This window comes from Izhakiella capsodis, assembly GCF_900115045.1.
Classification (GTDB): Bacteria; Pseudomonadota; Gammaproteobacteria; order Enterobacterales; family Enterobacteriaceae; genus Izhakiella; species Izhakiella capsodis.
Genome location: NZ_FOVC01000002.1, coordinates 180,981 through 205,856, shown reverse-complemented (window position 1 = coordinate 205,856; position 24,876 = coordinate 180,981). Strand labels below are relative to the sequence as shown.

At 50.1% G+C, this 24,876-nt stretch carries 18 protein-coding genes; 9 read left to right on the top strand and 9 right to left on the bottom strand.

All coding sequences use genetic code 11. The features are described 5' to 3' along the window. Positions 1 to 241: 241 nt before the first annotated feature. Both BM191_RS04330 and BM191_RS04325 read right to left on the bottom strand, forming a co-directional pair. On the bottom strand, positions 242 to 1,210 hold the full coding sequence (locus BM191_RS04330) for a magnesium and cobalt transport protein CorA (RefSeq protein ID WP_092875520.1): 969 nt from the start codon (positions 1,208 to 1,210) through the stop codon (positions 242 to 244). A gap of 33 nt (positions 1,211 to 1,243) precedes the next feature. After that, complete coding sequence (locus BM191_RS04325) at positions 1,244 to 2,461, bottom strand: mechanosensitive ion channel family protein (protein WP_092875518.1); 1,218 nt, start codon at positions 2,459 to 2,461, stop codon at positions 1,244 to 1,246. Between the two features lie 498 nt (positions 2,462 to 2,959). Between BM191_RS04325 and yghU the strand changes: the two genes are divergently transcribed. The 3 genes from yghU (at position 2,960) to BM191_RS04310 (ending at position 5,932) form a co-directional block, all read left to right on the top strand. Next, on the top strand, positions 2,960 to 3,808 hold the full coding sequence (gene yghU, locus BM191_RS04320) for a glutathione-dependent disulfide-bond oxidoreductase (RefSeq protein WP_092875516.1): 849 nt from the start codon (positions 2,960 to 2,962) through the stop codon (positions 3,806 to 3,808). Positions 3,809 to 4,412: 604 nt separating this feature from the next. Beyond that, complete coding sequence (locus BM191_RS04315) at positions 4,413 to 5,000, top strand: TetR/AcrR family transcriptional regulator (protein WP_092875514.1); 588 nt, start codon at positions 4,413 to 4,415, stop codon at positions 4,998 to 5,000. After that, positions 5,000 to 5,932, top strand: a complete 933-nt coding sequence (locus BM191_RS04310; protein ID WP_092875512.1) for a DMT family transporter — start codon at positions 5,000 to 5,002, stop codon at positions 5,930 to 5,932. The genes BM191_RS04315 and BM191_RS04310 overlap by 1 nt, the downstream gene beginning before the upstream one ends. Positions 5,933 to 6,363: 431 nt before the next feature. Here BM191_RS04310 and BM191_RS04305 read toward each other — a convergent pair whose 3' ends face one another. After that, complete coding sequence (locus tag BM191_RS04305) at positions 6,364 to 6,636, bottom strand: metal-sensing transcriptional repressor (RefSeq protein WP_092875510.1); 273 nt, start codon at positions 6,634 to 6,636, stop codon at positions 6,364 to 6,366. 109 nt (positions 6,637 to 6,745) lie between these two features. Here BM191_RS04305 and BM191_RS04300 point away from each other — a divergent pair, with 109 nt between their 5' ends. The 3 genes from BM191_RS04300 to BM191_RS04290 all read left to right on the top strand — a co-directional run bounded on the left by BM191_RS04300 (position 6,746) and on the right by BM191_RS04290 (position 10,479). Further along, positions 6,746 to 7,843 carry a nickel/cobalt efflux transporter gene (locus BM191_RS04300; protein WP_092875508.1) on the top strand — a complete coding sequence of 366 codons (1,098 nt, stop codon included), beginning with the start codon at positions 6,746 to 6,748 and terminating at the stop codon, positions 7,841 to 7,843. A gap of 589 nt (positions 7,844 to 8,432) precedes the next feature. Further along, the gene (locus tag BM191_RS04295) at positions 8,433 to 9,131 is read left to right on the top strand and encodes an MgtC/SapB family protein (protein ID WP_092875506.1); all 699 of its coding nucleotides are present in this window, start codon (positions 8,433 to 8,435) and stop codon (positions 9,129 to 9,131) included. Between the two features lie 532 nt (positions 9,132 to 9,663). After that, positions 9,664 to 10,479 (top strand): siderophore-interacting protein, encoded by an 816-nt coding sequence (locus tag BM191_RS04290; RefSeq protein ID WP_092875504.1) that lies wholly within the window; start codon positions 9,664 to 9,666, stop codon positions 10,477 to 10,479. 110 nt (positions 10,480 to 10,589) lie between these two features. Here BM191_RS04290 and BM191_RS04285 read toward each other — a convergent pair whose 3' ends face one another. The 3 genes from BM191_RS04285 to BM191_RS04275 all read right to left on the bottom strand — a co-directional run bounded on the left by BM191_RS04285 (position 10,590) and on the right by BM191_RS04275 (position 15,110). Next, positions 10,590 to 12,041, bottom strand: a complete 1,452-nt coding sequence (locus BM191_RS04285) for a methyl-accepting chemotaxis protein (RefSeq protein ID WP_092875502.1) — start codon at positions 12,039 to 12,041, stop codon at positions 10,590 to 10,592. A 52-nt stretch (positions 12,042 to 12,093) separates the two neighbouring features. After that, positions 12,094 to 13,989, bottom strand: a complete 1,896-nt coding sequence (mrdA, locus tag BM191_RS04280) for a penicillin-binding protein 2 (RefSeq protein ID WP_092875500.1) — start codon at positions 13,987 to 13,989, stop codon at positions 12,094 to 12,096. A 116-nt stretch (positions 13,990 to 14,105) separates the two neighbouring features. Next, complete coding sequence (locus BM191_RS04275; protein ID WP_092876154.1) at positions 14,106 to 15,110, bottom strand: LacI family DNA-binding transcriptional regulator; 1,005 nt, start codon at positions 15,108 to 15,110, stop codon at positions 14,106 to 14,108. Positions 15,111 to 15,355: 245 nt separating this feature from the next. Here BM191_RS04275 and BM191_RS04270 point away from each other — a divergent pair, with 245 nt between their 5' ends. Beyond that, entirely contained in the window at positions 15,356 to 16,552 is a 1,197-nt protein-coding gene (locus BM191_RS04270; protein ID WP_092875498.1) for an L-talarate/galactarate dehydratase, read from the top strand. A gap of 153 nt (positions 16,553 to 16,705) precedes the next feature. On the opposite strand, the gene BM191_RS04265 is transcribed toward BM191_RS04270, so the two are convergent. Together BM191_RS04265 and treF are read right to left on the bottom strand one after the other, a co-directional pair. Then, complete coding sequence (locus BM191_RS04265) at positions 16,706 to 17,254, bottom strand: YceI family protein (RefSeq protein ID WP_230479527.1); 549 nt, start codon at positions 17,252 to 17,254, stop codon at positions 16,706 to 16,708. Positions 17,255 to 17,479: 225 nt separating this feature from the next. After that, a complete protein-coding gene (treF, locus tag BM191_RS04260) occupies positions 17,480 to 19,111 on the bottom strand; it encodes an alpha,alpha-trehalase TreF (RefSeq protein WP_269017625.1) in 1,632 nt (543 codons plus the stop codon). Between the two features lie 901 nt (positions 19,112 to 20,012). Here treF and BM191_RS04255 point away from each other — a divergent pair. Both BM191_RS04255 and ftnA read left to right on the top strand, forming a co-directional pair. Next, positions 20,013 to 20,984: a VirK/YbjX family protein gene (locus BM191_RS04255; protein WP_092875494.1), complete on the top strand. Its 972-nt coding sequence runs from the start codon at positions 20,013 to 20,015 to the stop codon at positions 20,982 to 20,984. 808 nt (positions 20,985 to 21,792) lie between these two features. Next, positions 21,793 to 22,296 carry a non-heme ferritin gene (ftnA, locus tag BM191_RS04250; RefSeq protein WP_092875492.1) on the top strand — a complete coding sequence of 168 codons (504 nt, stop codon included), beginning with the start codon at positions 21,793 to 21,795 and terminating at the stop codon, positions 22,294 to 22,296. 362 nt (positions 22,297 to 22,658) lie between these two features. On the opposite strand, the gene BM191_RS04245 is transcribed toward ftnA, so the two are convergent. Next, a complete protein-coding gene (locus BM191_RS04245; protein WP_092875490.1) occupies positions 22,659 to 24,401 on the bottom strand; it encodes a lysophospholipid acyltransferase family protein in 1,743 nt (580 codons plus the stop codon). Positions 24,402 to 24,876 lie beyond the last annotated feature (475 nt).

The window sequence follows — 24,876 nt, the reverse complement described above, 5'->3', positions numbered from 1 at the left end:
CCACTTGATTACGCATTACCGGCCTGGTCAACCTCCGTACTCATCTGACCATCCAGGCGATGAGGCAGACAATAGCGAAAATCGCTTCGCTATCCGGGAAATCAAGCGCCGGTCCGATTACTCTCTCGGTTGCTCATGAGCCGCCAACCGCTGCGCTGACAACTATCGTCATGATGATACTCAACAGCGGCAAATAGTGAGAGAGCCAAGCTTATCATGCTACGCGCAGTCCGCGGCGAGATCATAGCCAGCCTGCATTGCGAAACTTTTTCCATATCCAGCCGCAAATTCCTAGTGTCACCAGCAGCGATGCCGGATAACCATAGTAATCATTCAGCTCAGGCATATTTTTAAAATTCATGCCGTACATACTAAATATCACCGTTGGTACCACCAGTATTGCCCCCCATCCCGCCAGACGTTTCACCACTTCGTTTTGCTGCACTGAAATCAGCGCAAGCTTGACCTGCATGGCATTGATCAGTATCTCACGCATCTCATCGGCATCGATTACCACGTGGCTGGCGTGATCCTGTACATCGCGTATGTACGGCCGGAGTGACTCCGGGATAGTTTCCTGATGCAGGTGGATCAGCTGTGAACAGATCTCCTCGACGGGGTGGGCGGCATTGCGCAGCAAGGACAGCTCGCGCCGCATATTATAGGCGAGCTGCAAATCGTCACGATTAAATTCACTATTGAACATTGCCGTTTCGATATTACTGATACAATCGTTGAGCTTTGCAATAATATTGCTGTAGTTATCAACGATAAAATCCATAATGCAGTAAAGCGCATAACCTGCACCAAGCGCGAATTTATCGTGGTTTTCCAACGCCCGCTGGCGAACTTTAGCATAGCTGTCAGATTGCCCATGACGAACTGAGATCAGGAAGTTTTTGCCAACAAACAGATGGGTTTCACCATAGTGAATCTCACCACTTTCATCCCGCCTGGCAGTTTTTAATACGATGAACAACGAGTCTCTGTAGCGCTCAATCTTAGGCCGCTGATGCGCAGTAAGCGCATCTTCAATCGCCAGTTCATGCAGGTTAAATTCCTGTTTGATGGTGTTCATAAAAGCCAGATCTGGCTCCAGTAAACCCAGCCAGATAAAGGTATCGGGCTGTTTAATAAACTCGCTGATATCCTCAACCGCAACTACCTCCGGCTCGCGTCCCTGGCGATAAGCCATACTGTTTACAATCATCATCGTCTCCGAATGTCACGCTGGGTTCTTGTTCTATTCCGATGTGAGACGACGGAAGTCGCCACCGGTCGGTTGCTGATAGATAGTCAGCTGGAAGTAGTGCGCAATAGCATAAATATACTCAAAGATCTCTGCCTGAGACTCTTCGTAATCGATCCATAAGGTTGAGGACGTAAAGCAATAAACTTCCACCGGAAGTCCCTGCGCCGTGGGTGCCATCGGGCGAACAACCAGATACATATCGCCGCGAATGTCCCCACGCTTACCCAGCCAACGCGCGATATATTTACGAAACAGACCTACGTTAGTTATTCCCTGCTCAAGAAACCACGACTCGTCCAGTGAGTCCGGTTTATTTGGTGGCAAGGTTTCTTCCACCATTTTATACAACAGAGGCAAACGTTCTAACGACTTTATTAACGCTGGCGTGGCGAACGAAATGGATAGTTGATCAATATAAAAGCTGCGTTTTATACGCCGTCCACCGGAGGCGAACATCGCCTGCCAGTTAGTGTAGGTTTCGGTGATAAAATTCTTGGTGGGAATACGTGAGATTGTGTTATCCCAGTTGCGTACGGTAATGGTATGCAGCGCGATATCAATCACCTCGCCACTAATATCCGAGCCGGGCATTTCAATCCAGTCACCTAATTGCAGCACGTCCGAGGTTGAAACCTGGATGTTAGCTACCAGTGAAATCAGCGTATGCTGAAACACCAACATCAGCACCGCGGCTACAGCACCTAAACTGGAAAGAATAATAACGGGCGACTTGTTCGACATGGTCGCCAACACCAGTATCGCCGCAATGACGTGAACGCCGATTTTTCCAACCTGAATATAGCCTTTAATCGAGTGGTTTTTTTTCCGCGTTTTGCGCACCCATGAAAGATTAATAATCTCCAGAATTTCATTTATCAGGTTTGCTAGGTAGACAATAAACAAAATGCCACAAATGGTATTGAGGGTATCCGCCATGTGTTGCGGTAAATTGGGGATGAACTGATTGAAGGTATAAACTGTTATCACTGGCACCATATTCGCCAGCTTACCGGCAATACGGACATCTTTTTCCAGCGGCACATCCTGTTTATGGGTAGCGAAAAACAGCCTGCGCACCAGGAAAACCAGAAAGAACTTGCTGATAAGCCAGGACACCAGACCGGAGACAAGTAGCGCCCCGCTAAAAAAAATCACATAGAGAACGTAATTCTCAGCAATAAAAGACCAGATATTACTCAATAACGACATTGCACCCACGCCCGCTGTATTTATGTTGGCAAATTATCCCATTGTGACAACGTTTAACCTTAGATGATTTGTGCTTTAAGCATTCGGACGATAATTAACCGCGTGCAGGACGGAGCAGTGTCGGCTGGCTATTAAAGTAAAAGCGCGGCAACTCTCGCATGACGCAGTACATCTCTGCTCAACCTGTCGTCATCGCCAGACAGAGTACGAAACCACCCGATAACCCGCCCCGACAAGACGCCAGCTGAAACTATGCTGCCCCAGCCGGATGCTGAGGCATACCGTCTGATTCAAGATAGCCTACGGCGCTGGATATCACCATCTCACACGAAATAGACGAGATTTTCCTCACTGGCAGGCGCAATGGAGTACCCCGAATCATCATTGGCTGGACCGCTTTTCCGGGCAGTCGCATTAAACAGCAAATTGCGCTGATAGTTTTTTTATCCTGGTCCATTATTAAGGGTGGAATCTTCAAACCTGACAGGAGAAAACGTTATGTCGGAGAGTGGCTATCAGCCAGCCAAAGTCTGGCACTGGAACAAAGATCGGGCCGGGACATGGTCTAAAATTAACCGCCCGACCGCCGGCGCTCGCTACCAGCAAGCGCTACCAACGGGTAAACATCCTCTGCAACTCTATTCTATGGCGACGCCTAACGGTCAGAAAGTCACTATTATGCTGGAGGAGTTGCTGGCGCTCGGCGTCAGTGGCGCTGAGTATGATGCGTATTTGATCCGCATTGGCGAAGGCGAGCAGTTTTCCAGCGGTTTTGTTGCGGTAAATCCTAACTCCAAAATACCTGCCCTGCTGGATAACAGCGTGACACCGCCGGTGCGGGTATTCGAATCTGGCGCCATCTTACTCTACCTGGCAGAAAAGTTCGGTCAGCTCCTGCCAGACGATCAGGCCCGCCGGACGGAAGCGCTCAACTGGCTTTTCTGGTTGCAAGGTTCAGCACCCTATCTCGGCGGCGGATTTGGTCATTTTTATCACTATGCGCCGGTAAAAATTGAATATGCCATCGACCGTTTTACCATGGAAGCTAAACGCCAGCTGGACGTACTGGATCAGCATCTTGCCAGCAATCAATATCTGGCAGGCGATGAGTACAGCATTGCTGATATTGCCACCTGGCCGTGGTATGGCAATCTGGTTTTTGGCGAGCAGTACGGCGCGGGTGAGTTTCTTGAGGTCGGCAGCTATGTTAACGTACTGCGCTGGGCCAAAACCATTGCCGATCGTCCGGCGGTAAAACGCGGTCGTATCGTTAACCGCACCTGGGGCGAGGAAAACCAGCAATTAGCCGAGCGCCATGATGCCGCTGATTTCGATAAACTGAAATAACCGCCTTTTGCAGCGATGCTCTGTGGTCGCTGCAACTCTTCAGATTTTATCCTGCGCAAAATGTCACGTTTTCGTTTTGTTGGACGGCTGCGGATATCGCTGAAAAACTTAATGATGTCATCAAATTCATAGGTTCCCATCCTACTGGCAAAGCGACCAGCCTGCCTTCATGCTGTCAACACACGGGCTGAGTGGATTCATCGCCTGATTCCGGATTTTCGCGCTATCCAGCCCATGGGGCGTAATTGGCCAGGCATAAGCTAAATATTGTGTTCAACCGCAGGTAAGGTTACGCAGCGCACTGTAAAAGACATTCAGCTAAATATAACCATAAAAGCCTGGTGAAATCGCGGACGAAAACACTAGCTCATGTAGCGCTCAATGGAAGTGGCATAATCATCGCTTGATTCAATCCTCTCTTTTTTTCATGTAAGTCTATCGACAAGGGCAGCCTGGCGTAGCCAGCTAGCATGACCAACTGCCAACTATCACAGACCCACCGGGGGTTGGAAATAAAATGCGTACACCGCAATGCGGTGCAGCTTGATTTCAATATGCAAGTAGGTAGACTGATCTACCTACTTGAGCTATCAGGAGGCAAAAAATGGCATCTTCATCCGCAGGCTCTAAAAGCGCCTATGAAAAATTGCTCGATGCTGCCAGCGTGCTGTTTTACAACCACGGCATAAACGGCACAGGAATTGATTCTATTGTGAAGCACGCTGGGGTAGCAAAAAAAAGTCTTTATAACAATTTCTCATCAAAAGAGGAACTGGTGGCGGCTTACCTCAGAGTGCGTCACGAAGAATGGCTCTCACTCTATGAAAAACGGTTGCGGCTGGCCCTGACCCCTACAGAGCGAGTGATGGCAGTATTTCATGCTTATCAGGATCATGCTGAGTTTGAATACGAGAACGGCTTCCGTGGCTGCGGCTTGCTCAACGCGGCAGCAGAACTGCTTGCCAAAACACCGGGGCGCCAGGCAGTTCGTGAACATAAAGAGGAAGTCGAGGCCATCCTCGCAGCGAGCCTGACTGACCTCATGAAAGGGAATGCAGAAAATGCGCGCAATATGGCCAGACACTTCGCCTTTCTGCTGGAAGGCAGCATCTCACGAGCCGGACTGGAAGGGAACAGTCACTGCGTTAAACAGGCCTGCATGATTGCCAGACAGATGATGGAGGCATACTGATGGGTGAGTCGGGACAGCGTTATAGTGGCATAGCTGGCGTACTCATCGCAGCTATTCTCTGGGGTACCACCGGTACAGCCGCCACCTTCGCCCCTGATCTTAGCCCACTTGCCATTGGCGCGGTAGCTATGGGCGTTGGCGGACTTTTACAGACCATCATTGCTGGCAACACGCTTATCTGCCAGCGCCAGCTGATATTCAGCCACTGGCACTTTCTGCTTACCGGTGCGATTGCCGTAACAATTTACCCTCTCGCCTTTTACGCTTCCATGCATTATGCCGGGGTCACGATCGGTACAGTTATTTCCATTGGCTCTGCGCCGCTTTTGACTGCCCTGATCGAATATCGCTTTGACAAAGTTCACCTGACAAGGCGATGGATGTGCGGAGCGGCTGTGGGCATTTGCGGTATGGTGATGCTTTGTCTGGCAGAAAACTACGGACAAAGTGCCGGGGACGCCCTTATCACGGCAGGTATTTTCCTGGGTCTGCTGGCCGGTTTCACCTATGCGTTTTATTCCTGGTCGGCGCGACGTTTAATGCAGGCTGGCGTGGCTTCACGCGCAGCTATGGGAGCCATTTTTGGCGCAGGCGGTGCTCTGCTAATGCCTGTACTGTTTATAACAGGCTCGCCACTTTTGGCAAGCTGGAACAATGCCGCCGTCGGGTTTTATATGGCAGTGATCCCCATGTTTGCCGGATACATTTGCTATGGCTACGGTCTGGCCCGCGTATCAGCCAGCACGGCAACCACTCTTACTTTAATTGAGCCGGTTATTGCCGCTTTACTTGCCGTTATGCTCGTCGGCGAAAGACTTCCTCTCTTCGGTTGGGTCGGTGTCGGTCTGATAGTCGCTTGTCTGGGTATCATTACTGTTCCGTTTGAGAAATGTTCATTCACATTTACCCGACGCCGGCCTGACAATCTCTAAAAATACAGCGGAATAGGATCCACCAGGCAGAGGCCTTTTAAATGTCATGTCAGATCATTGACAGGGCAACGCTGGGCCTCTGCCTGCAAAAGGTTGCCCGGCGAAAGGGGGCCGATTTATTCCAGCCAGTGATTGCATTTTCTTGCTCACGCATGAGACCGATCCGGTAAAGTTTAAGGCGCACTGTGACGATAATTGAGATTGAGATGAATCAAAATGCATAAAAACTGCACGCAGCAACATCACTGATAACCATGAGCCTTGATGGCTCTTGATGTGAGCAGAGTAGCGAAACTATTGGTTATTTTTCGAAAGAATAGTCAATCACCGGATGCCGATGGCGCGATACATCAAACCGATGACTCAATCAGGCATAAAAGCGATGCCGCACGATGAGATATGCGGTTGCTGCCCACCCGGAGGCGTAATGACTATTTCATATAGGCTTTCAACACTTTCAGCATAATTTCCAGCTCGCTGGCTCGCCGATCCTCGTCAGATTCGTGCACCAGATGAACGTGCAGATGGCCTTCAATGACCACTTGCATGAGACCGTTAATCGCCCCGCGCACCGCTGCTATCTGTTGCAGAATCAAATCACAATCTGCCTCCTGCTCCAGCATTTTCCCTAACCCACTTAGCTGACCCTGAATGCGGTTTACCCGCGCCTGCAATTTTTTCTTGTCCTGAACAGTATGCGCCATTGGCCTTCTCCTTTGATTCATTTGCGCAGTATAACAGAACGCTGTTGATATACCAGGGGGGAGTATATATACTCCCCCCTGGTATAATCACTGCACTGGAATCAACACTATGTTCGACTTCGCTTCTCTTCTTCAACACAGTAATGCCTGGTTATTCGTACCGGGAGCCATGCTGCTAGGCGCTTTGCACGGCCTGGAGCCTGGACACTCAAAAACAATGATGGCAGCATTTATCGTTGCCATCAGAGGTAGCGTGAAGCAGGCCGTTTTACTTGGGCTGGCGGCAACGTTCTCCCACACGCTGATCGTCTGGCTGGTTGCACTGGGGGGCACCTGGATTAGCAGCCGCTTTACTGCCGCCGTCGCTGAACCCTGGCTGGAACTTATCTCCGCGCTGGTGATTATGGCTATCGCCGCCTGGATTGCCTGGCATAACTGGCGTCAGGAACGCAGCTGGCGTTTACAACAAGATCTGCGTCGACAGACCAATAACAATACCGGCTTACAAGTAGTAGATACCGGCCACGGTCTGGTCGAAATATCGCTGACACAGCAGCAGGGAGAAAACTGCTGGCAGCTGCGCTCCCTCAGCGGGCGTCCATGGCAGGCAGATGAGGTGATCCTTACTACAGATCCCGACGAAAAGAGCGCCCACCAATTTGATTTTGCCAACGTCGGCAGTTTTCTGCGCTCAACGCAGTCGACAGGACCGCAACAGCCATCAGCTGCCAGGCTAACGCTGAGCCACGCCGGGCATGCCCATGATTATGATTTGCAGTTCGGCCCACAAAACATCGCCGTAGAGGCAGCCGTATTTCAGGATGCCCATGAGCTGGCACATGCAAGGCAAATCGAAAAACGCTTTCAGGGCCAGGCAGTCACCAACGGACAGATTTTGCTGTTCGGCCTCACAGGCGGGTTGATCCCCTGCCCGGCTGCCGTCACCGTACTGCTGATTTGCCTGCAAATGAAAGCGTTGGCCCTCGGTAGTGCGCTGGTACTGTGCTTTAGCATTGGACTGGCGTTAACCATGGTTGCGGTTGGCGTGGCAGCGGCCTTGAGCGTCGATCAGCTGGCGCGTCGCTGGAATGGCTTTGATACTCTTGCCCGCCGCGCTCCCTGGCTTTCGAGCTTGCTGATGCTGGCGATCGCTGGCTTCATGGCCTGGCATGGCTGGCAGGGATTGTCTCACCAGCTGATCACTTAACCGCTGGCAAGTATGCCGACGATTTTACCCCGATGCGTGGCGTAAACTTCCGCCCGCACTGCCCTCTTAGCAGGGGGCTTCATCCTCTCAGGCATGATGATTTTTACCTCCGCCATTGCGCGGTCAAAAGCGATGCTGGCTTGAGCCGTTAATTTTTTGACACCAGAACGCGACCACCGGCATCACCGGCTATATCCGCATAACAACAGCGCGCGGTTAGCCATCCGTGACGCCAGGCAGGCGATGGCTGATTCACGATAACGTATTGATTTACCCTCTTCGCTGCCTGAATTTTACCTTTTGTTGTCGATTGGTTTATGAAGCCGTATTGCCAGACGGTGTGTGTAACACTATTATGCCGGCGATTTATCAATCACTTACTGAGGAGTCCACGCTTGGACAGTCATCCCGGCGGGTTACGCCAGGTTAATCAGTAAGTCAGTTCAGGCCGCCGGCTGCTGACTTACTTATGTCGGCACAGCAGGCTCATTTCTGTTGTTCCCCTTCTGCATCGCTCCGACGAGAGCAGAGATAACCTGTATGTAACCCTCATAACTGGCGGATTATCAGCCGCTAACTGAGGTGTCATATGGACTGGAAAGTCTTTTTTCTCCGTGCGCTTATTGCGCTACTGCTCGGCGCGTTGATCGGCGCAGAGCGGCAATTTCGTCAGCGCCTTACCGGACTGCGCACCAATGCGCTGGTCTGCACCGGTGCCTGCCTGTTTGTGGTTATGACCCAGTGTATACAAGGGCTGGACGCTACGCGCGTGGCGGCTTACGTTGTCTCCGGTACCGGTTTTCTCGGCGGCGGCGTGATTATGCGTGATGGAATGAACGTTCGCGGACTCAATACTGCCGCAACGCTGTGGTGTACCGCGGCAATCGGCGTGCTGTGCAGCATGGGTTTAATTCTGGAAGCCGCCCTCGGCTGCATGATTATTCTCAGCGCCAACATCCTGCTGCGTGAAGTGACACTGCGCATCAACGGTCAGCAGGGGTTGGCCGCCAGCGAAGCCGCGCAACGTTATCATTTGCGCCTGACCTGCCTGGCAGAAGAAGAGGTGCAAATGCGCAATCTGATTCTGGAAGGGCTAAAAAGCGGGCGTCTCCAGCTGCAGGGCCTGGAGAGCGAAGATCTGCCGCAGGCCGGAAAAATGCAGGTGCAAGCTGACATCCTGGGCCTGCCCGGCGCTGCTGCTCAGGTAGAAAAGCTGGTCAGCCGCCTCAGCCGTGAGAAAGGGGTTAGCGCGATCCGCTGGCAGCTGGGAGAGATGGCGCTGGCCTGATCTTTTCCTTCTGCTGCCAGACACACCGCCGGGAACAGCCTACGCCCTGCCGTCAGGTGAGCGGCCGCAGAAAAGTGTCGCCACTGCAGTTACCACAATCTGCCATCCCCGAAAAAATCAACGACCTGCCGCCCGATATCGGGCTGGCAGCCATCCTGATAAATCCGCCGCGCGTTAAACGGCTACCGTACGCTGGTTCGGGATCGTAAATAATTCTCTGATGGACAACCGACACGACTTGCAAGACAGGATCGGACAATATGGCGCTGACGACAATCGGTGCCAGTATTCACGGCTTTACTGGATTGAGCTGCGCGCAAGCCTGCGCAACCGGTACGGCACCTGGTTTTTCTCCCCGGCACAGGTGGATAAACCTTTGCCTACATCAAGGGGCACCCCAGCGCCGTTACACCAGCGTGCCTGTGACGCAAAACGCACGGAATGAGCACTCGTCAGACTTGAAGCAGAAATATAACCCGGTCATAATTCCACCTGTAAATGATAATCATTTTCATCTTAACAGGATGCCGCAATGTCAGATTCTCCAATTTTAACCCCGCTGCCACAGCGAATACATAATGAGCTGGCTTTCCGACTGATTACGGTTAAAGATAAAGTTTTATTGGCTTCATCTTTCTACCGTCTGACCTTTAGCGGCGACATGCTAACGGGCTTCAGCTCACGTGGTTTCGATGACCATATAAAGCTTTTTTTTCCTGACGCGCAGAGCGGAGCCCTGCTGATGCCAACCATCAGCGATGATGGCATCGTGTGGCCAGAGGGCCCGCGCCCGGCAATGCGTGATTACACACCACTGACTTTCGATACACAGAATAACCTGCTGACGCTCGATTTTTATATCCACGACCGCGGCGTCGCCAGCGACTGGGCGGCAACAGCAAAGCCCGGTGATACGCTATTAGTTGGCGGTCCGCGTGCCTCCTTGCAAGTTCCATGCGGTTACAGAGAACAGATTTATATTTGTGATGAAACCGGGTTACCTGCAATGCAGCGCCGCCTGAACGATCTGGCCGCCAGTCAGACGGAATGCACGCTGAGTTTGTATGCCTTTGCCGACGCTTCGGTAGGCGAAGCCTATCTGCAAACTGCCCTACCGCTGGAGCGTCACTGGCTTGGTAGCGGCTTAATGCACGGCGAGCCGTTACAGAATTTGCTGACCGTCCTACAGGCACAGGCGCCAATAACAGAAGATTACTTTATCTGGATGACCGGTGAAGGCGCTGCAGTAAAGTTATTAGCGGATAAGCTACTGACGACGACGTCTGTCGACAAAGACCGGGTGCGCGCCGTTGCTTACTGGCATGCCAAAACGGCAACCAGCCGCTGACATTACCGGTCTGACCGCCAGAAAACATCGAGGAAGCGCGACGCAATGACAAAAAGCGAGAATACAGCGTCACCCTCAGTGAGACGACTCAGGGTTCAAACAGTGCTGGCTCAGGCAATGCGAAACACTGAAATAGCGTCTTTCAACGCATTCACCAGGGATTGCTGATGATGAGCGCGTTGCAGCGTCTCTGCGACATGTCTGACGTTGTCCTGAACGCTGTGATCGATACTGGCAATGCTGTCTTTCATCTGGCTGATGCTGCTGCTTTGCTGTTCGCTCATCTGAGAAAGCTCGCTCACCAGCTGCGTTAATGCATCAATTCGATCCATCACCTTATGCATGGTCTGGCCCGCTTCTTCAACCTGACGCTGCCCACTCTGAGTGCTTTCCGCTGCTGCGTTAATCAGCTGGCGAATATCTCCCGAAGCGCGTTCACAATGCTGTGCCAGGGTGCGTACCTCCGTCGCGACGACGGAAAAACCCCGACCGTTAACGCCAGCGCGGGAGGCCTCTACCGAGGCGTTCAGTGCCAGAATATTCGTTTGAAAGGCAATATCATCAATCAGCTCCAGCACACTACCTACCCGGCGTGAGTCGTCGCTAACGCGATCCATCCACTGCTTCGCCGCATCAATGTTTCTCCTGCCCTGTGCCGTGACGCTGCTGGCGCTGCTGGCCAGCTCGCTGGCCGCATGTGCTTTATCGCTGGTAAGGGTGGCCGCGCAATTCATCTGTGCCATCGCGCTGGCTATATCGGCAAGGGCATGCGCCTGCTCATCGGTGCGTTGTGACAAAGCCGAGTTGCGTTGCAAAATACTCTCCGCCTCGCTCAATAAGGCAATCACGCTCTGATTAACCTGGTTAAGGGTGCCGTGCATAGTCCCCAGGGTTGAACTGAACGTACGAGCGAAGGGGGTCTTGCTGGTTGCATCATCAGCGACCAGGGTCAAGTGGCCTGGCTCGCGGTTGATCCAACCGGCCAGTTGAGCAACCTCACTCGCAGCCCGGGCATCAGCCGACATATGAAAGGCAATCCACAGCAGCATAACAGTTTGCACCACCACAAACAGCGCGTGAAAAAACACCATATGCCAGCCGCTATGGACAAAAACGACGATGCCATACAGATCGTTTTGTTGCAGGTAATTGAACAGGACGTGATGCAGCGCTGCGGTTGCCGCGCCGACCATAAGCGGCAAATAATCACGGTAAGCCAACAATGCGGAAAGTAGCACAAAAACGGAGAAGTGATATTCCGTTTGCCCCCCACCCAACTGAATCAAGAGTCCGGCAAAGCTAATCAGCAGTACAGCAAAACCTGCCCGGCTGACGGTTGTCCCCCAAAAAAGATAGCGCAATGCGCAGGCCAGCAAGGTAAGCACACCGCCGCATAACAGCGCCAGTTCAAACTCACCCACCAGCCAGCCGATCAGCATCACGATAAGCCATAGCGTACAGCAGATGGCCAGCATCAGGCGATCGGCTTGCTGCCAGATACGAGTTAAAGATATTTCGGTGTCTTGATTACTTTTTCTAACGATTAATACATCGGCAAGCATAGTGCCCGTTCCTACGGTTAAATCAGTACTATCGGCATCCGCGATGATTTCCTTAATTCAATTTATTTGCCGCCTGATCGGCTAACTGCATCTGCGTTTGACCAGTAGGACCTTTAAGGAACATGTAATCAAGGATATGGCGCACTACCGGGCCAGCCACTATGCCGTTATCCCCACCGTTTTCCAGCACCAACGCCATCGCAACCGTTGGATGTTTATAGGGGGCGAACGCGGTATAAAGTATGTTATCACGCAGGCGCAATGGGAGCGTTTTGGCGTTATAGATCTGGTTTTTTTTCAGGCTGAAAACCTGCGCGGTACCACTTTTAGCTGCAATGCCGTAGGGCGCGCTATGAAAATACTTGTAGCCGGTGCCGTCAGGCGAATTCGCCATACCGAACATCGCTTTGCGGATCAGCGCCCAGTAGGGTGAGTTGGTTGAGGCAACCTGGCCTACGGGCATCGGTGATTTGTAATGGATGGTCTGATTACCCAGCTTTGCAGCAGACATCAGGTGCGGCGACATTACCCGGCCGTTATTCAGTAGCGTCACCAGCGCTTTTACCATCTGGATCGGCGTGGCTATCCAATATCCCTGACCGATCCCCACAGAGATTGTATCACCCTGATACCAAGGCTGATGATGGGCGCGCATTTTCCAGGGACGCGAGGGCAGCAGGCCAGGATACTCCTCGTGAAGATCGATGCCAGTCATCTTTCCATAACCAAATTGCGACAGCATCGCGTGGATGCGGTCAATACCCATTTCGAATGCGACCTGGTAGAAAAAGGTATCGGCGGATTCTTCAATCGCTTTCGTCACATCCAGCATGCCATGACCATTTCTATTCCAGTCATGGTAGCAGTGTTTAGTTCCCGGTATCGTCCAGGTTGGTCCACTATAAAGCTCGGTTTGCGGGGTAATGACTTTATCCAGAAGCGCCGACATCGCAATATAGGGCTTCACCGTTGAGGCTGGAGGATAAAGTCCCTGGGTAACGCGGTTGATTAGCGGCAGATCTTTATCCGTAAGCAACTGATGATAAGCTTTAAAGCTGATCCCCTTAACAAAAGGATTAGGATCGTAGCCAGGGCAGGAGACCATTGCCAGCACTGAAGCATCCTTGGGGTTTTCAATCAGTACGGCGGCACGCTGACCCGGAAGCTGCTTTTCCACAAACAGCTGGAGGGGTAAATCAAGGGTGAGATAGATATTTTTCCCCGCCACCGGCGGCACCTTTTTCAGGACCCTCACTATCCGGCCGTGGTTATCAACTTCCACTTCCTGATAGCCCGTTTGACCGTGCAACAGCTTTTCATAGTAGCTTTCTATACCTTGCTTACCTATATTGCGATCCGCAAGGTAATTCTCCAGCTCGCCGGTTTTTTTCAACCGTTGATAATCACTATCGCTAATCCGCGAGACGTATCCTATTACGTGTGATAACGCCGCACCGTAGGGATACTCTCGGTCGTAATAGCTATTAATACTCACCCCGCCGAATTTAAACTGGTTAACGGCAAATCGCGCCATTTCAACGTTCGTGAGTTCATCTTTTAGTACAACATTGCGGTAACGGCTGCTCTGTTTGAGCGCTTGCCAGAAGGTCTTTATGTCGTCCGGGGTCAGATAAACCACCGGCGTTAGCGCCTTTATCAACGCTTTCATATTATGGATTTTGTAAGGCATAACGGCGAGATCAAACTTCTTGACGTTTCTTACCAACGGGATCCCGTTGCGGTCATAAATAATCCCACGGCGCGGCGCTAACGGTATCATCTTGATATCATTCTCATTAGAGCGTGTCTGATAATAGTGATGATCGTCTATTTGCAGATGCCAGAGATTACTCAGCAAAATCAAAAATCCGGTTAACACTATGCCGAGTGCGACCCGCGAGCGGCGATTAAAAAGTTTTTCTTGTCGTTCGAAATCGGGCAGATTCATCAGCGGGAGAATTAAGGGAAAAACAGTCGGTCATAATAAGATTTGGTATCCATAGCACCAGACAAAAGATGCGAGCAGGTGCCGAAAAGTGTAATATTTATTAACCTCTGTAATAGTCAGGCTGACTGCCGCTCACAGAGCCAGAAGCCCAAATCGCGCAGCGGCTCGCTAAGCGTCATACCTTCAATTTTATCAGCCAGCATCGTCGCCGCTTCCTGACCCAGCCGCCAGCGATCGATAGCTACCGTGGTAATTGAAGGCAGATGGCAGGCAGCAAAATCGAGATCGCCAAACCCCATTACCGCCAGCTGCTGTGGTACGCTAATACCCTGAGATTGGGCCTCAAGGATCGCACCCTGCGCCAGGGTATCCGAACTGCAGATGATCGCATCAAGCTCAGGGGCGCGAGCAAGTAGCGCCTGCATACCATCCCGCCCCAAACGCATCGTAGCCGGTAGCCCTACCTTCACTTCCACAAACCAGCAACCAACATGACTTTGCAGCATATCGACTACCCCTTGCTTACGTATCAAGGCCCGCTGATCTGCGGTCCACAGTAAACCAAAGCGGCGATATCCCTTGCCGAGCAAATAGCGCGCGCTAAGGCGGCCGACTTTTTCATGGGAAAACCCCACCAGCATATCTATTGGCGTCGGCGTGAGATCCCATATTTCTACCACGGGCAGTGCAGCGTTTATCAGGCGTTTTTTCAGCGCGGGCGCATGATGAATGCCGGTAAGCACGATCCCATCGGGTTTGCGCGATAGCAAGGTCGCCACCAAAGCGGCTTCGCCATCACTGTCATAGCCGCCCACACAAAGCAGCATGTGATAACCACGCTGCGCCAGGGTATCACTGATTGCCTGGATGGTATCGACAAACATGTTGTTATTAATTTGCGGTACGACGACGGCAATTAGCTTGCTGCGTCTTGAAGCAAGGCCTCCGGCCAGCATATTAGGAATGTAGCCCGTTTTCTCCACCGCCAGCATGACCCGCGCCACCGTCATCGGGCGAACAATTTTTGGGTTGTTCAATGCCCGACTGACGGTCATCGGTGATAAACCCGCCTCACGCGCAACATCCTCCAGAGTCGGTGCGACAGTGCCTTCTGACTTCATTTTTTTGCTTTTCACTTATTGCCCTTGCCGACGCTAATCGTTTCATGATCCGGTAATGTGCGCGCCTTTGCTAACAGGCAAAGGTTGCGTTGATAAAATGTTATCGCAATCAATTAAATAAATTAAGTCATCATTTACTACATTAATTTTGTGATCAAAGTAGATTTAAAGCCGTATTTAATCGTTAATAATTTAAAAAGCATAAATGTTAGCGCAAACATTTAAATCATAAAGGAGCACCATAAATGATAGACAGTGGGAATTCTAACGCCGTATCTTACGCCCGATCCTCCGGTGGTAGCACTGCCGCCGGGAGCGGCGATCGTATTGAATGGGTAAATATCTCGCTGGCATTTCTACCGCTGTCGACGCCGGTAAGCGATGCCAAGGTGCTCACCGGTCGACAAAAGCCATTGAGTGAAGTGGCAATAATTTTTGCCGAAATCCACACCCGCGACGGATTTGAAGGCGTAGGATTCAGCTACTCCAAGCGAGCGGGTGGCCGGGGGATTTACGCTCACGCCGTGGAAATCGCTGATAATCTACTGGGTGAAGACCCCAACGATATTCAGAAAATTTACAGCAAGCTTCTGTGGGCAGGCGCTTCCGTTGGACGCAGTGGCTTAGCAGTACAGGCAATTTCGTCTGTCGATATCGCGTTATGGGATATGAAAGCCCGACGAGCCGGCTTACCGCTGGCAAAGCTTTTAGGCGCTCATCGGGATTCCGTACGCTGCTATAATACTTCCGGTGGCTTCCTGCATACGCCGCTGGAGCAGGTAATAAAGAATATCGCGATTTCCTGTGAAAGCGGCATTGGCGGTATTAAGATCAAAGTAGGGCATCCCGATAACCAGCAGGATCTGAAACGACTGGCTGCCGTACGCAACGCGCTGGGTGATAACTTCCCGCTCATGGTGGACGCTAATCAGCAGTGGGATCGTGAAACGGCTATCAGGATGGGCCGTAAAATGGAAAGCTTTAACTTGATCTGGATCGAAGAGCCTCTCGATGCTTATGACGTTGAAGGACACGCGGCGCTTGCCAGCACGCTGGATACCCCCATCGCCACTGGCGAGATGCTCACCAGCTTTCGTGAACATGAGCAGTTAATCCTTGGTAACGCCAGTGACTTTGTTCAGCCCGATGCACCACGCGTTGGCGGCATCACCCCCTTTATGCAAATTATGGATCTGGCGGCAAGGCACGGCAAAAAACTGGCACCGCACTTTGCTATGGAGATCCATTTACATCTGGCCGCTGCCTATCCGACCGAACCGTGGCTGGAGCACTTCGAATGGCTTAATCCCCTGTTCGATGAGCAGCTTGAGCTACGCGATGGGCGCATGATTATCTCCGCACGCCACGGTCTGGGAATTACAATCAGCGAGCAGGCCAGACGCTGGACGGTTTTGCAGCAAAGCTTCGGCAAACGCCCTTAGTTTAGCTGGCTGTCACGCCTGCCGGTATGGATGTTCCCGCGTAATCAGTACAGTGGTCATGCGGCGCGCACGTACAGCCTGAACATACTCAACATTGCCCGCTACGCCGTGGCAAAAACCCGCAGGACTGTTTGCGGGTTTTTTAACACCTGACTATTTAGCGTAAGCTTCCGTTGAGATGCGTATTGCAATCTCATCGCTAACCGACGGCACGTATTCATCGAGTTTATAATCGGAACGTTTAACGGTAGCGGTCGCATCAAAGCCAATCGCCGGCTTTTTCACCATCGGGTGCATTTCTTGCTGGTTAAGCGTCGCATGCAGTACCACCGGCTTAGTAATACCTTTTATGGTCAGGTTGCCGGCTACATCAAATTTGTTATTCCCTGTAGCTGTCACTTTGCTACTGGAAAACGTTGCAGTCGGGTAATTTTTTACGTCAAAGTATCCCGCGCCAAGAAACGCCTCGGTCAGCGCTGGCACCCGCGTATCTATAGTGTTCAGCGGCAGAGTAACATCGACTTTTGACTGGGAGGGATCGGTCTTATCAAACACGATATTACCTGACGCCTCGCTGATTGAAGCCGTTGGGTGGGAAAAACCGAAATGCGCCCATGAAACGATAACCGAGGTATGACTCGCATCAATCTTATAGCTCACGCCGGTTGCCCCGGCTACCTGCGAATAAATACCCAGTCCCATCACCAGCGGTAAATATACTGTTTTCCATACTGACATCAATCTGACCTTTTATTGAGGAATGGACTCCTGATTGTGCAGAATTCAGCGCAATAAGATTATTAAAAGCTTTTGTTTATAATGTTCAAATAATTTAAGTAATAACCTGAATTAACTATTTTTACGTTGAAAATTTTAACCGACCGCTGCGGGACAAGTTACATGCGCTGTTGCTGAAGTTTGAGGTCCTTAGTCGACTATCCCAGGGTAAAGGGCAATCAGCCGACGCGTCACTCCATTTGTCCAGCCAAAACCATCCTGCAAAGGGTATTCCCCACCGCCCCCGGCTTTTACTTCATTCCCAACAATATTATATTTTTCGACCAGCCTTGCATGCTGGCGATAAAAATCATGCACTGTCGTCAGCCAACGTCGGGCCAGTTCGGCCCCCATCTTCTCTTCGCCATAAGCATTTAATCCCTGAATCGCCATCCATTGCAGTGGAGCCCAGGCATTGGGGCTATCCCACTGTTGGCCGGAATTGTGCAACGAAGTAATCAGCCCGCCCGCGCTGAGAAGATCTTTCTCCAGCGCCCGTGCGACGAATGCGCCCTGCACCGGACTTGCCAGCCCGACGAAAAGCGGTACCACTACCGCCGCGGTATACGCCGCCAGCCGCTGGCGACGCCAGTCATAATCACGATAAATGTTGGCGCTATAATCCCAAAGATAGCGATCGATAGCACGATGACGCTTTGTCGCATACTGGCTAAAGCGCGCTGAGGTAGTTTCATCCCCAGCAACAGCTGAAATGCTGGCAATCATGCACTCCAGCTTATAAAGCAATGCGTTAAGGTCAATCGGTAAAAACTGGGTAGTACGGATGCTGGCCAACCGATGCGGATCGCGTAGCCAGCGTGACGAATAGTCCCAGCCTGACGCGGCACCCGCTCGCAAATCGCGGTAGACTTCGCTTGCCGGACGCGACGATCCCCGGGCGGTTTCCACGTCTTCAGCATAAGACTCATCACGCGGCGTATCCCGATCGTCCCAATAACGGTTCAGTAGCGAACCGTCCGGCAATTTTACTACGTGGCGGTAAGCCTGCTGTGGCTCCAGCGCGTCGGCGCCATCCATCCAGTAATCATGCTCTTTAATCAACTGATTCAGGTAGCGTTTGGAACCGCGAATGCCGTCCTCTTCAAACAGTTCAACCATCAGAGCAAAAACAGGAGGCTGAGAGCGGCTGAGATAATAGGTGCGGTTCCCATTGGGAATATGGCCGTAGTTATCGATAAGCCAGGCGAAATTGTCTGCCATATTATGCAGCAGATCCTCCCGACCACTTTCGGCAAGCCCCAGCATGCTAAAGTAGGAATCCCAGTAGTAGGTCTCGCCGAATCGTCCGCCTGGCACCACGTAGGATTTAGGCAACGGCAGCAATGAAGAAAACGGTGACTGCTCGTGCGGCTCTTTCGTAAGAACCGGCCACAGATCATCAATGTGCTGCGTCAACGTTTTGCCCGGATCGGATACGTAATCGTTTTTTTCTATCGACGTGTATTTAAAGTTGCTGGCAACAAACTGCGTTAAATTGAAGCCAGGCATGTTGCGCAGGCGGCGAAAGTCCTCAAGGATTTGCTGGGGATCATTTAACGGCGCGCAGTCGGCGAAGGTTTTGCTATCGGTAAATACGCGTTCGAGTTGAACCGACTCGAACAACTCCAGATATCTGTCCGCTGGCGTTAAGATATCAGAAACAGGCATACCCAGGATAATCTCAGGCTGGGGTTCGACCTCAGCTGAATCCTCCGAAATAACCTCCCAATCTTTATTAAACTGATTCTTCTCTTCGTCACGACCAGGGCAGATGTTATCGATATCTTTGCGCTGAATATTGATAATAACCTCCTCCGAATAGGGTGGACCTGATGTGATGATTAATTTTATCAAATTAGGTTTCTTATTATAGAAGAAGGTGTCTGTGATTCAAAATCAAAGCAAGGTAAATAAATCAAAAATATAGTTTCGGGCGTTATTTTCAATTATCAACCAACACACTTTGTCATACTACGCTCTCACTCGATGTAGGAAAAATCTGTAGTCACAATAGGTAAACACGAAGTTTAGCCTGATCTACGCTAATTGATTGTTATTATTTGATAAGATACAGGGCGCAGTCCCTGTGTAAATCAGATGCACCGAGGATGGACGCCACTAAGAATCGGATTATTTATAAAAAAGCCTCAGTGCTGCGATTTGAGAGAACAACACTGGGCCTGCGGCGCTAGCGTGATGTAGTTGCAACAACAATGTTGCCACGCCGCTGCCAACGGCGGATTCTGAACAGGTAAATAAAAGTGATGCTGAACATGTAACCTCCGACAGAATTAAGACAACAAACCCTACTTATACCCTATCGTCCAGAAAAAAAAGTCGATATGCACCGCATTTGCCCTATTTTTTAGTGCTGAAAAGAAGCGCCAGCAAACCTTCATCGCACGTTTACCGCACAGCACACAACCTTCTATATCATCAGCCCAGCGTAAACGGCTTAACCAGTGAAGCAAACCGATTTTTAGCTGAACCGTCGTCCAATGCTATACCGCACCATAACAACCGTAGGGAATATATTACGATCTTCCATTTAATTCACACTGATTAACATTTGTTTACCTTATTAATGATATTATTGCCACGTCTGATGTTACGAGTAATCGAGCAATGAAAATGAATCACGCTTCATTGCTCGTAACCCTATGATTATCCTTAAGAGTTTATTATGTCATCAATTCAAACAACCGATAACATTTATGATGTCAAACCGCTAAACGGCTGGTCATTATTTTTAGATCTGGCGCAAGGTAATCTGACGCCAGGTGAATACTGGCTGAACAAAACCAATCGCCAAAAATTTGTTATTCGTTCCCTTTGCATGCCATTTAACTCTTATCGTTACCTTTCTGAGCTAGCGAAACATCCTCTGTTCGATCAGATAATCAAGGCTCAGCCGGGCCTTCCTTGTCGTCTTCAACGCCCCTGGATGATGCTCGGTTTGGATATCGGCCAGAAACGCAGTCACATCTATGATCACTACGTTCAATTCTGTCATGCATTACCACGTCATCTCCTTGACGGCTATTTTTCTGATCGTGGCGCCTTGCTGGCGGAATTTATTGGAAAAGGCCAGAAAAAATTTAGCGTAAGGTTGTGCGCAGAGGACTTTCTCAGCAAAGAGGGCGAAGCAACTCTGCAATTCTGTGATGAGAAAAATATCTCGCTGGCACTGCTGACGTTTACCCTCATCACCATCGATAATAAACGAACACTTTTTATTGGTGGTCTGCAGGGGGCGAAATCCTTAACACCTCATGAAAATATTCAGGCTGCAACTAAATACTGTCATGGCCTTTTTCCAAAACGTGTGCTGACAGAAGCCGCGATCAATTTGGCACGGCAATTATCCGCAGAGCGGATTATTGCCGTCAGTAATAGCAACCATATCTATGAATCATGGCGTTATCGGGCAAAGAAAAAAGATAAGCTGCTGGCGGATTATGATGATTTCTGGCAATCGCTGGGGGCCGAGCGAGATGCTAAAGGCAACTTCATATTACCCGTACAAATGCCGCGAAAAGCAATTGAAAATATCGTCAGCAAAAAGCGTGCAGAGTACCGCCGTCGCTATGAACTACTGGATCAGATGAGCGAACAGATAACCCAGGCCTGCCAGCAACCAGGCTTAACGCATTAACCATAAAACTCATCGCTGACGCATTCAGAGAATCACTATAACCCCCAGGAAACCTGGACTCTATTTGATCAGGCCGTGCATCAAGCAGCGCTTATCACCGTGATAAACCTCTTTTTTGCACGGTCTTCGATGACACCTTCTGTCTCTCTTTTTTCTGATCGGCAGTCACCGCTTTCGCCTGGTTGCCCCTGCTATTAACTACGAAGGCGAGCCGCCCGGCAACCTGTTGGCGTTAAGATGCCAGCCCAGAAGGTATTGTTATGATACTCGTAAAAAAACTGTTGGCCTTTTCAGTTACTGCGCTTTGCTACCTTTCAACAGTAAAGCGTTCTATTTCACCCTACCTGACACAAATATCTTCCAGCGATTATATCTGTCAGCTTTTAAACGTTATTCCGCTATTTACTATAAATTCGTTATCAATCCTAAAATTAAACATGCCGGCGATTATATTTAAAATAATTCTTCTGTTATTCAAGGCACGAAGAAAAAACAGAAACATCATGTTTGTATGCGGCTGAAAATAGCGGCCACTCGTGAAGCCTTACATATTAGCCTGAAAATACAGGTGACGGCTCTTAGCCTTTGATGAGTAGATGCTGTTAATAAAAATAGTTATCATCCCCATTAAAAATTGATAACCATTTCTTTTAACACGATAATAATTATCACTTAATCATTTTAACGATAAACAGAAACAAATAATTAAAAATTAATTCACTCCGCCATTTCTATTTTTAATACATTATGCATAATAGACTCCATCGCCTGATATTCATTTTGAAAATAACATACCCGGAGTTACACCATGCTTAGCAATGAAATGACCGCAAAGCTCAACGAGCAGCTGAATCTTGAGTTTTATTCTGCCAATCTCTATCTACAGATGAGCGCCTGGTGCAGCGACAAAGGTTTTGAAGGTGCCGCCGTATTTCTGCGCGAGCATTCCAGCGAAGAGATGAACCATATGAGGCGCCTGTTTAACTACCTCAGCGATACCGGCGCGATGCCGGTGCTTGGGAGTATTGACGCACCGCCGGTTACCTTTAATAGCCTTTCTGAAGTGTTTGATAAAACTTACGAACACGAGAAATTTATTACGAAAAAAATCAACGAACTGGCGCATGCTGCGATAACCAGCCAGGACTACTCAACCTTCAACTTCCTGCAATGGTATGTTGCCGAACAGCATGAAGAAGAGAAACTATTCAAAGCCGTTATCGATAAGCTTGCCCTGGTCGGTCAGGATGGCAAAGGCCTGTATCTTGCCGATAAAGACCTCGGTAATATGGGCTCTCAGGAAACGCCCTGAAACACCTGCGCCGCTGCAATTGCAGCGGCCTTTTTTACCGCACCAGCAGACGATAGCAGCATCTATTCATCCTTATCTTGCGACACGACGATGGCCAAATCGCTCAGCCAGGATTAGCGCATCGGGCCAGGTGGCATTCGTGCCTTCTCTCGGAAAGTACCTCCTGGTAATACTTTGCATCAGCGTCGAAAAAGCACTCCGCAGCTGAACATTCTCTTTTCCTGGCACCTCTTGCAGTTGCTGTTCGACATCCTGTCGGATGTAACGAACGTCTTGTGGGAACGTTATACGTGGTGATTTCAACCCTCTTTTTTAAAACAGAAAAATCGATCCGGAAAATTGATTAAAAAAATGAAGGTACCTTAAACGTCAGGCTTCTCGCCGCCGAAAGGAGTAGCATTTTCTGGTCGATAGACGCCAACATAACGTGCAAACCGACTCGCTTTGAGCTGGCTGACGTCTACTAAAACCAGACCGTCAATGCAGTTATTAAAATCTGGATCGCTGCCAAAGTCGATGAACTGTACCCCCCCCTGTTCGCACAGCTCAGAATACTGTTTATACAGTGGCGGAATACTGCAACCAAGATTATTTAGTAGACTCTTTAACCGCTGGAGGTCTTCGTGGTAGTTATCGCCACTGAACTGTGCCAATACATCAGGTAATGATGCCGGGTAAGGACGCCGTGATTGCGCTAAGGGCAAAGTCGGCGCGAAGTAGAGCCGATAAAAGGCAACCAGCAAATCCCGCGCTGCCAGCGGCAAACCGCCGGAGATAGATACCGGACCGAACAAATAGCGATATTGCGGATACTTCGCCAGCCAGGCACCAATCCCCATCCAAAGATAATCTAATCCACGCCGACCCCAATAGGCCGGCTGAATAAAGCTGCGGCCTAGCTCGATTCCCTGGTCGAGTATTGGGTTCATTTCGTTACCGTAATTAAACAGGCTATAGCTATAGAGACCCGCGAGACCTTTGCGCCTGACCTGCTCCGCAGTGGGAATAAAACGATAGGCACCGACAATATCCAACGTCACGTCATCCCAAAGGATCAGGTGGTAATAATCGTCATCATAATCATCGAGATCCCGGCGATGCCCACTGCCTTCACCGACAGCGCGAAAAGCAATTTCACGCAGGCGACCCAGCTCGCGCAAAACAGGTACGTAAGCTTCACCGTTGCGGCGATAAAGATAAATCACTTTGCTATCCGGTAACCGACCGAGCACCTCACAATTCGCCAGTGCTTTTTTCAGTACCGCGCGATCTTCTGCACGGGCAATCGCCGCCTCAGTCTGAAACAGGCCGCTTTTTCCCTGACTGAGCCGATAAACATGGCGGCGAAAACGGGCCGCCAGCTCTTTTGCCGTCGTGTGGCCGTCATGCCAGTTGGCAAAAGGAACGCGCTGACCGATTTGCAGCTTGATCCTGTTGCCCTGTTGCTTAAACATTTCGTTGACCAGCATCATCGTCGAAAGAGGTTGATAAATAGCCGAAATGGCATAAAAGAATGAAGAATTACGTCCGCTCAGATATACCGGTACCACCACCGCCCGTGAGCGCGCGGCGAGACGAACAAAACCGGGGCTCCATTTACCATCGCGAACGCCTTTGCCGCTTAGTCTCGACACTTCACCTGCCGGAAAAAAGATCAGCGCTCCCTGATTGTCCAGCTGCTCCTGCATCAACGCTATCTGCTGGCGGCTAGTACGATTGCCCATATTATCAACCGACAGCATCAGGCTTTTTAGTGCGCTAAGGCAGGACAGCAGGCGATTGGTGACGATTTTCACATCGCGTCTAACCTGAGATACTGCGTGCAATAGCGCCAGGCCATCAAGTGAACCAAGCGGATGATTGGCCACAATAACCAACGGTCCGGAGACAGGAATTTGCTCCAGATCGCGCTCACTGGTATCGCAATGGAAATCGAAATATTCCAGTACCTGTTCGACCATATCGAAACCTTGCAGATGACGATATTTTTGGTCAAACGCCTGAAATTTCTTTTCGTGCAATAACCTTTTCAGCAGGGACAGTTGCCAGCCTGCCGGTTTATGCTCGGGATAGAGATCCGCAAGAACATGTTCGATGGTGAACACAAATCATCTCCGGGTTTTACTGCGAAGTTAACGCACATCGGTGACGTATCTATTACAGAAATATTAAGCACTCACTGTCTTTTATCAAATAACCATGTTGAAAAAATCATATGCCGCATATTTTAAATATAAATGCCTGCCGTGCGCTTAATGAGTCATAGCCGCAAATCTTACAACCACAGTCATACAATAACCATAGCATTAACAGGTCTCTATATCAGCCACAAATAGCAAGAATACCGAAATAATCACGTCAATTTTTGTATTACAAACTAAGTTCTTAGATTGTTACATAATAAAAAAACTGATTTATTCTTATTCAGCCAAAGTGATTAAGTGGCTTCTGCTGTTTAATCGCAAGATTTAATACCAGATATTCCTCTGACCGGTGACAAGGTTCGCAAAATTATCAGCTGCTGACTCACAGCGACACCTCATTTTCCAGCAATAACATTAACACGCCAGTGATCATAAC

Excerpts from the sequence above, each read along its gene's own strand:
- BM191_RS04330 (WP_092875520.1), bottom strand. The coding sequence starts at position 1,210 with ATGATTGTAAACAGTATGGCTTATCGCCAGGGACGCGAGCCGGAGGTA.
- BM191_RS04325 (WP_092875518.1), bottom strand. The coding sequence starts at position 2,461 with ATGTCGTTATTGAGTAATATCTGGTCTTTTATTGCTGAGAATTACGTT.
- yghU (WP_092875516.1), top strand. The coding sequence starts at position 2,960 with ATGTCGGAGAGTGGCTATCAGCCAGCCAAAGTCTGGCACTGGAACAAA.
- BM191_RS04315 (WP_092875514.1), top strand. The coding sequence starts at position 4,413 with ATGGCATCTTCATCCGCAGGCTCTAAAAGCGCCTATGAAAAATTGCTC.
- BM191_RS04310 (WP_092875512.1), top strand. The coding sequence starts at position 5,000 with ATGGGTGAGTCGGGACAGCGTTATAGTGGCATAGCTGGCGTACTCATC.
- BM191_RS04305 (WP_092875510.1), bottom strand. The coding sequence starts at position 6,636 with ATGGCGCATACTGTTCAGGACAAGAAAAAATTGCAGGCGCGGGTAAAC.
- BM191_RS04300 (WP_092875508.1), top strand. The coding sequence starts at position 6,746 with ATGTTCGACTTCGCTTCTCTTCTTCAACACAGTAATGCCTGGTTATTC.
- BM191_RS04295 (WP_092875506.1), top strand. The coding sequence starts at position 8,433 with ATGGACTGGAAAGTCTTTTTTCTCCGTGCGCTTATTGCGCTACTGCTC.
- BM191_RS04290 (WP_092875504.1), top strand. The coding sequence starts at position 9,664 with ATGTCAGATTCTCCAATTTTAACCCCGCTGCCACAGCGAATACATAAT.
- BM191_RS04285 (WP_092875502.1), bottom strand. The coding sequence starts at position 12,041 with ATGCTTGCCGATGTATTAATCGTTAGAAAAAGTAATCAAGACACCGAA.
- mrdA (WP_092875500.1), bottom strand. The coding sequence starts at position 13,989 with ATGAATCTGCCCGATTTCGAACGACAAGAAAAACTTTTTAATCGCCGC.
- BM191_RS04275 (WP_092876154.1), bottom strand. The coding sequence starts at position 15,110 with ATGAAGTCAGAAGGCACTGTCGCACCGACTCTGGAGGATGTTGCGCGT.
- BM191_RS04270 (WP_092875498.1), top strand. The coding sequence starts at position 15,356 with ATGATAGACAGTGGGAATTCTAACGCCGTATCTTACGCCCGATCCTCC.
- BM191_RS04265 (WP_230479527.1), bottom strand. The coding sequence starts at position 17,254 with ATGGGACTGGGTATTTATTCGCAGGTAGCCGGGGCAACCGGCGTGAGC.
- BM191_RS04255 (WP_092875494.1), top strand. The coding sequence starts at position 20,013 with ATGTCATCAATTCAAACAACCGATAACATTTATGATGTCAAACCGCTA.
- ftnA (WP_092875492.1), top strand. The coding sequence starts at position 21,793 with ATGCTTAGCAATGAAATGACCGCAAAGCTCAACGAGCAGCTGAATCTT.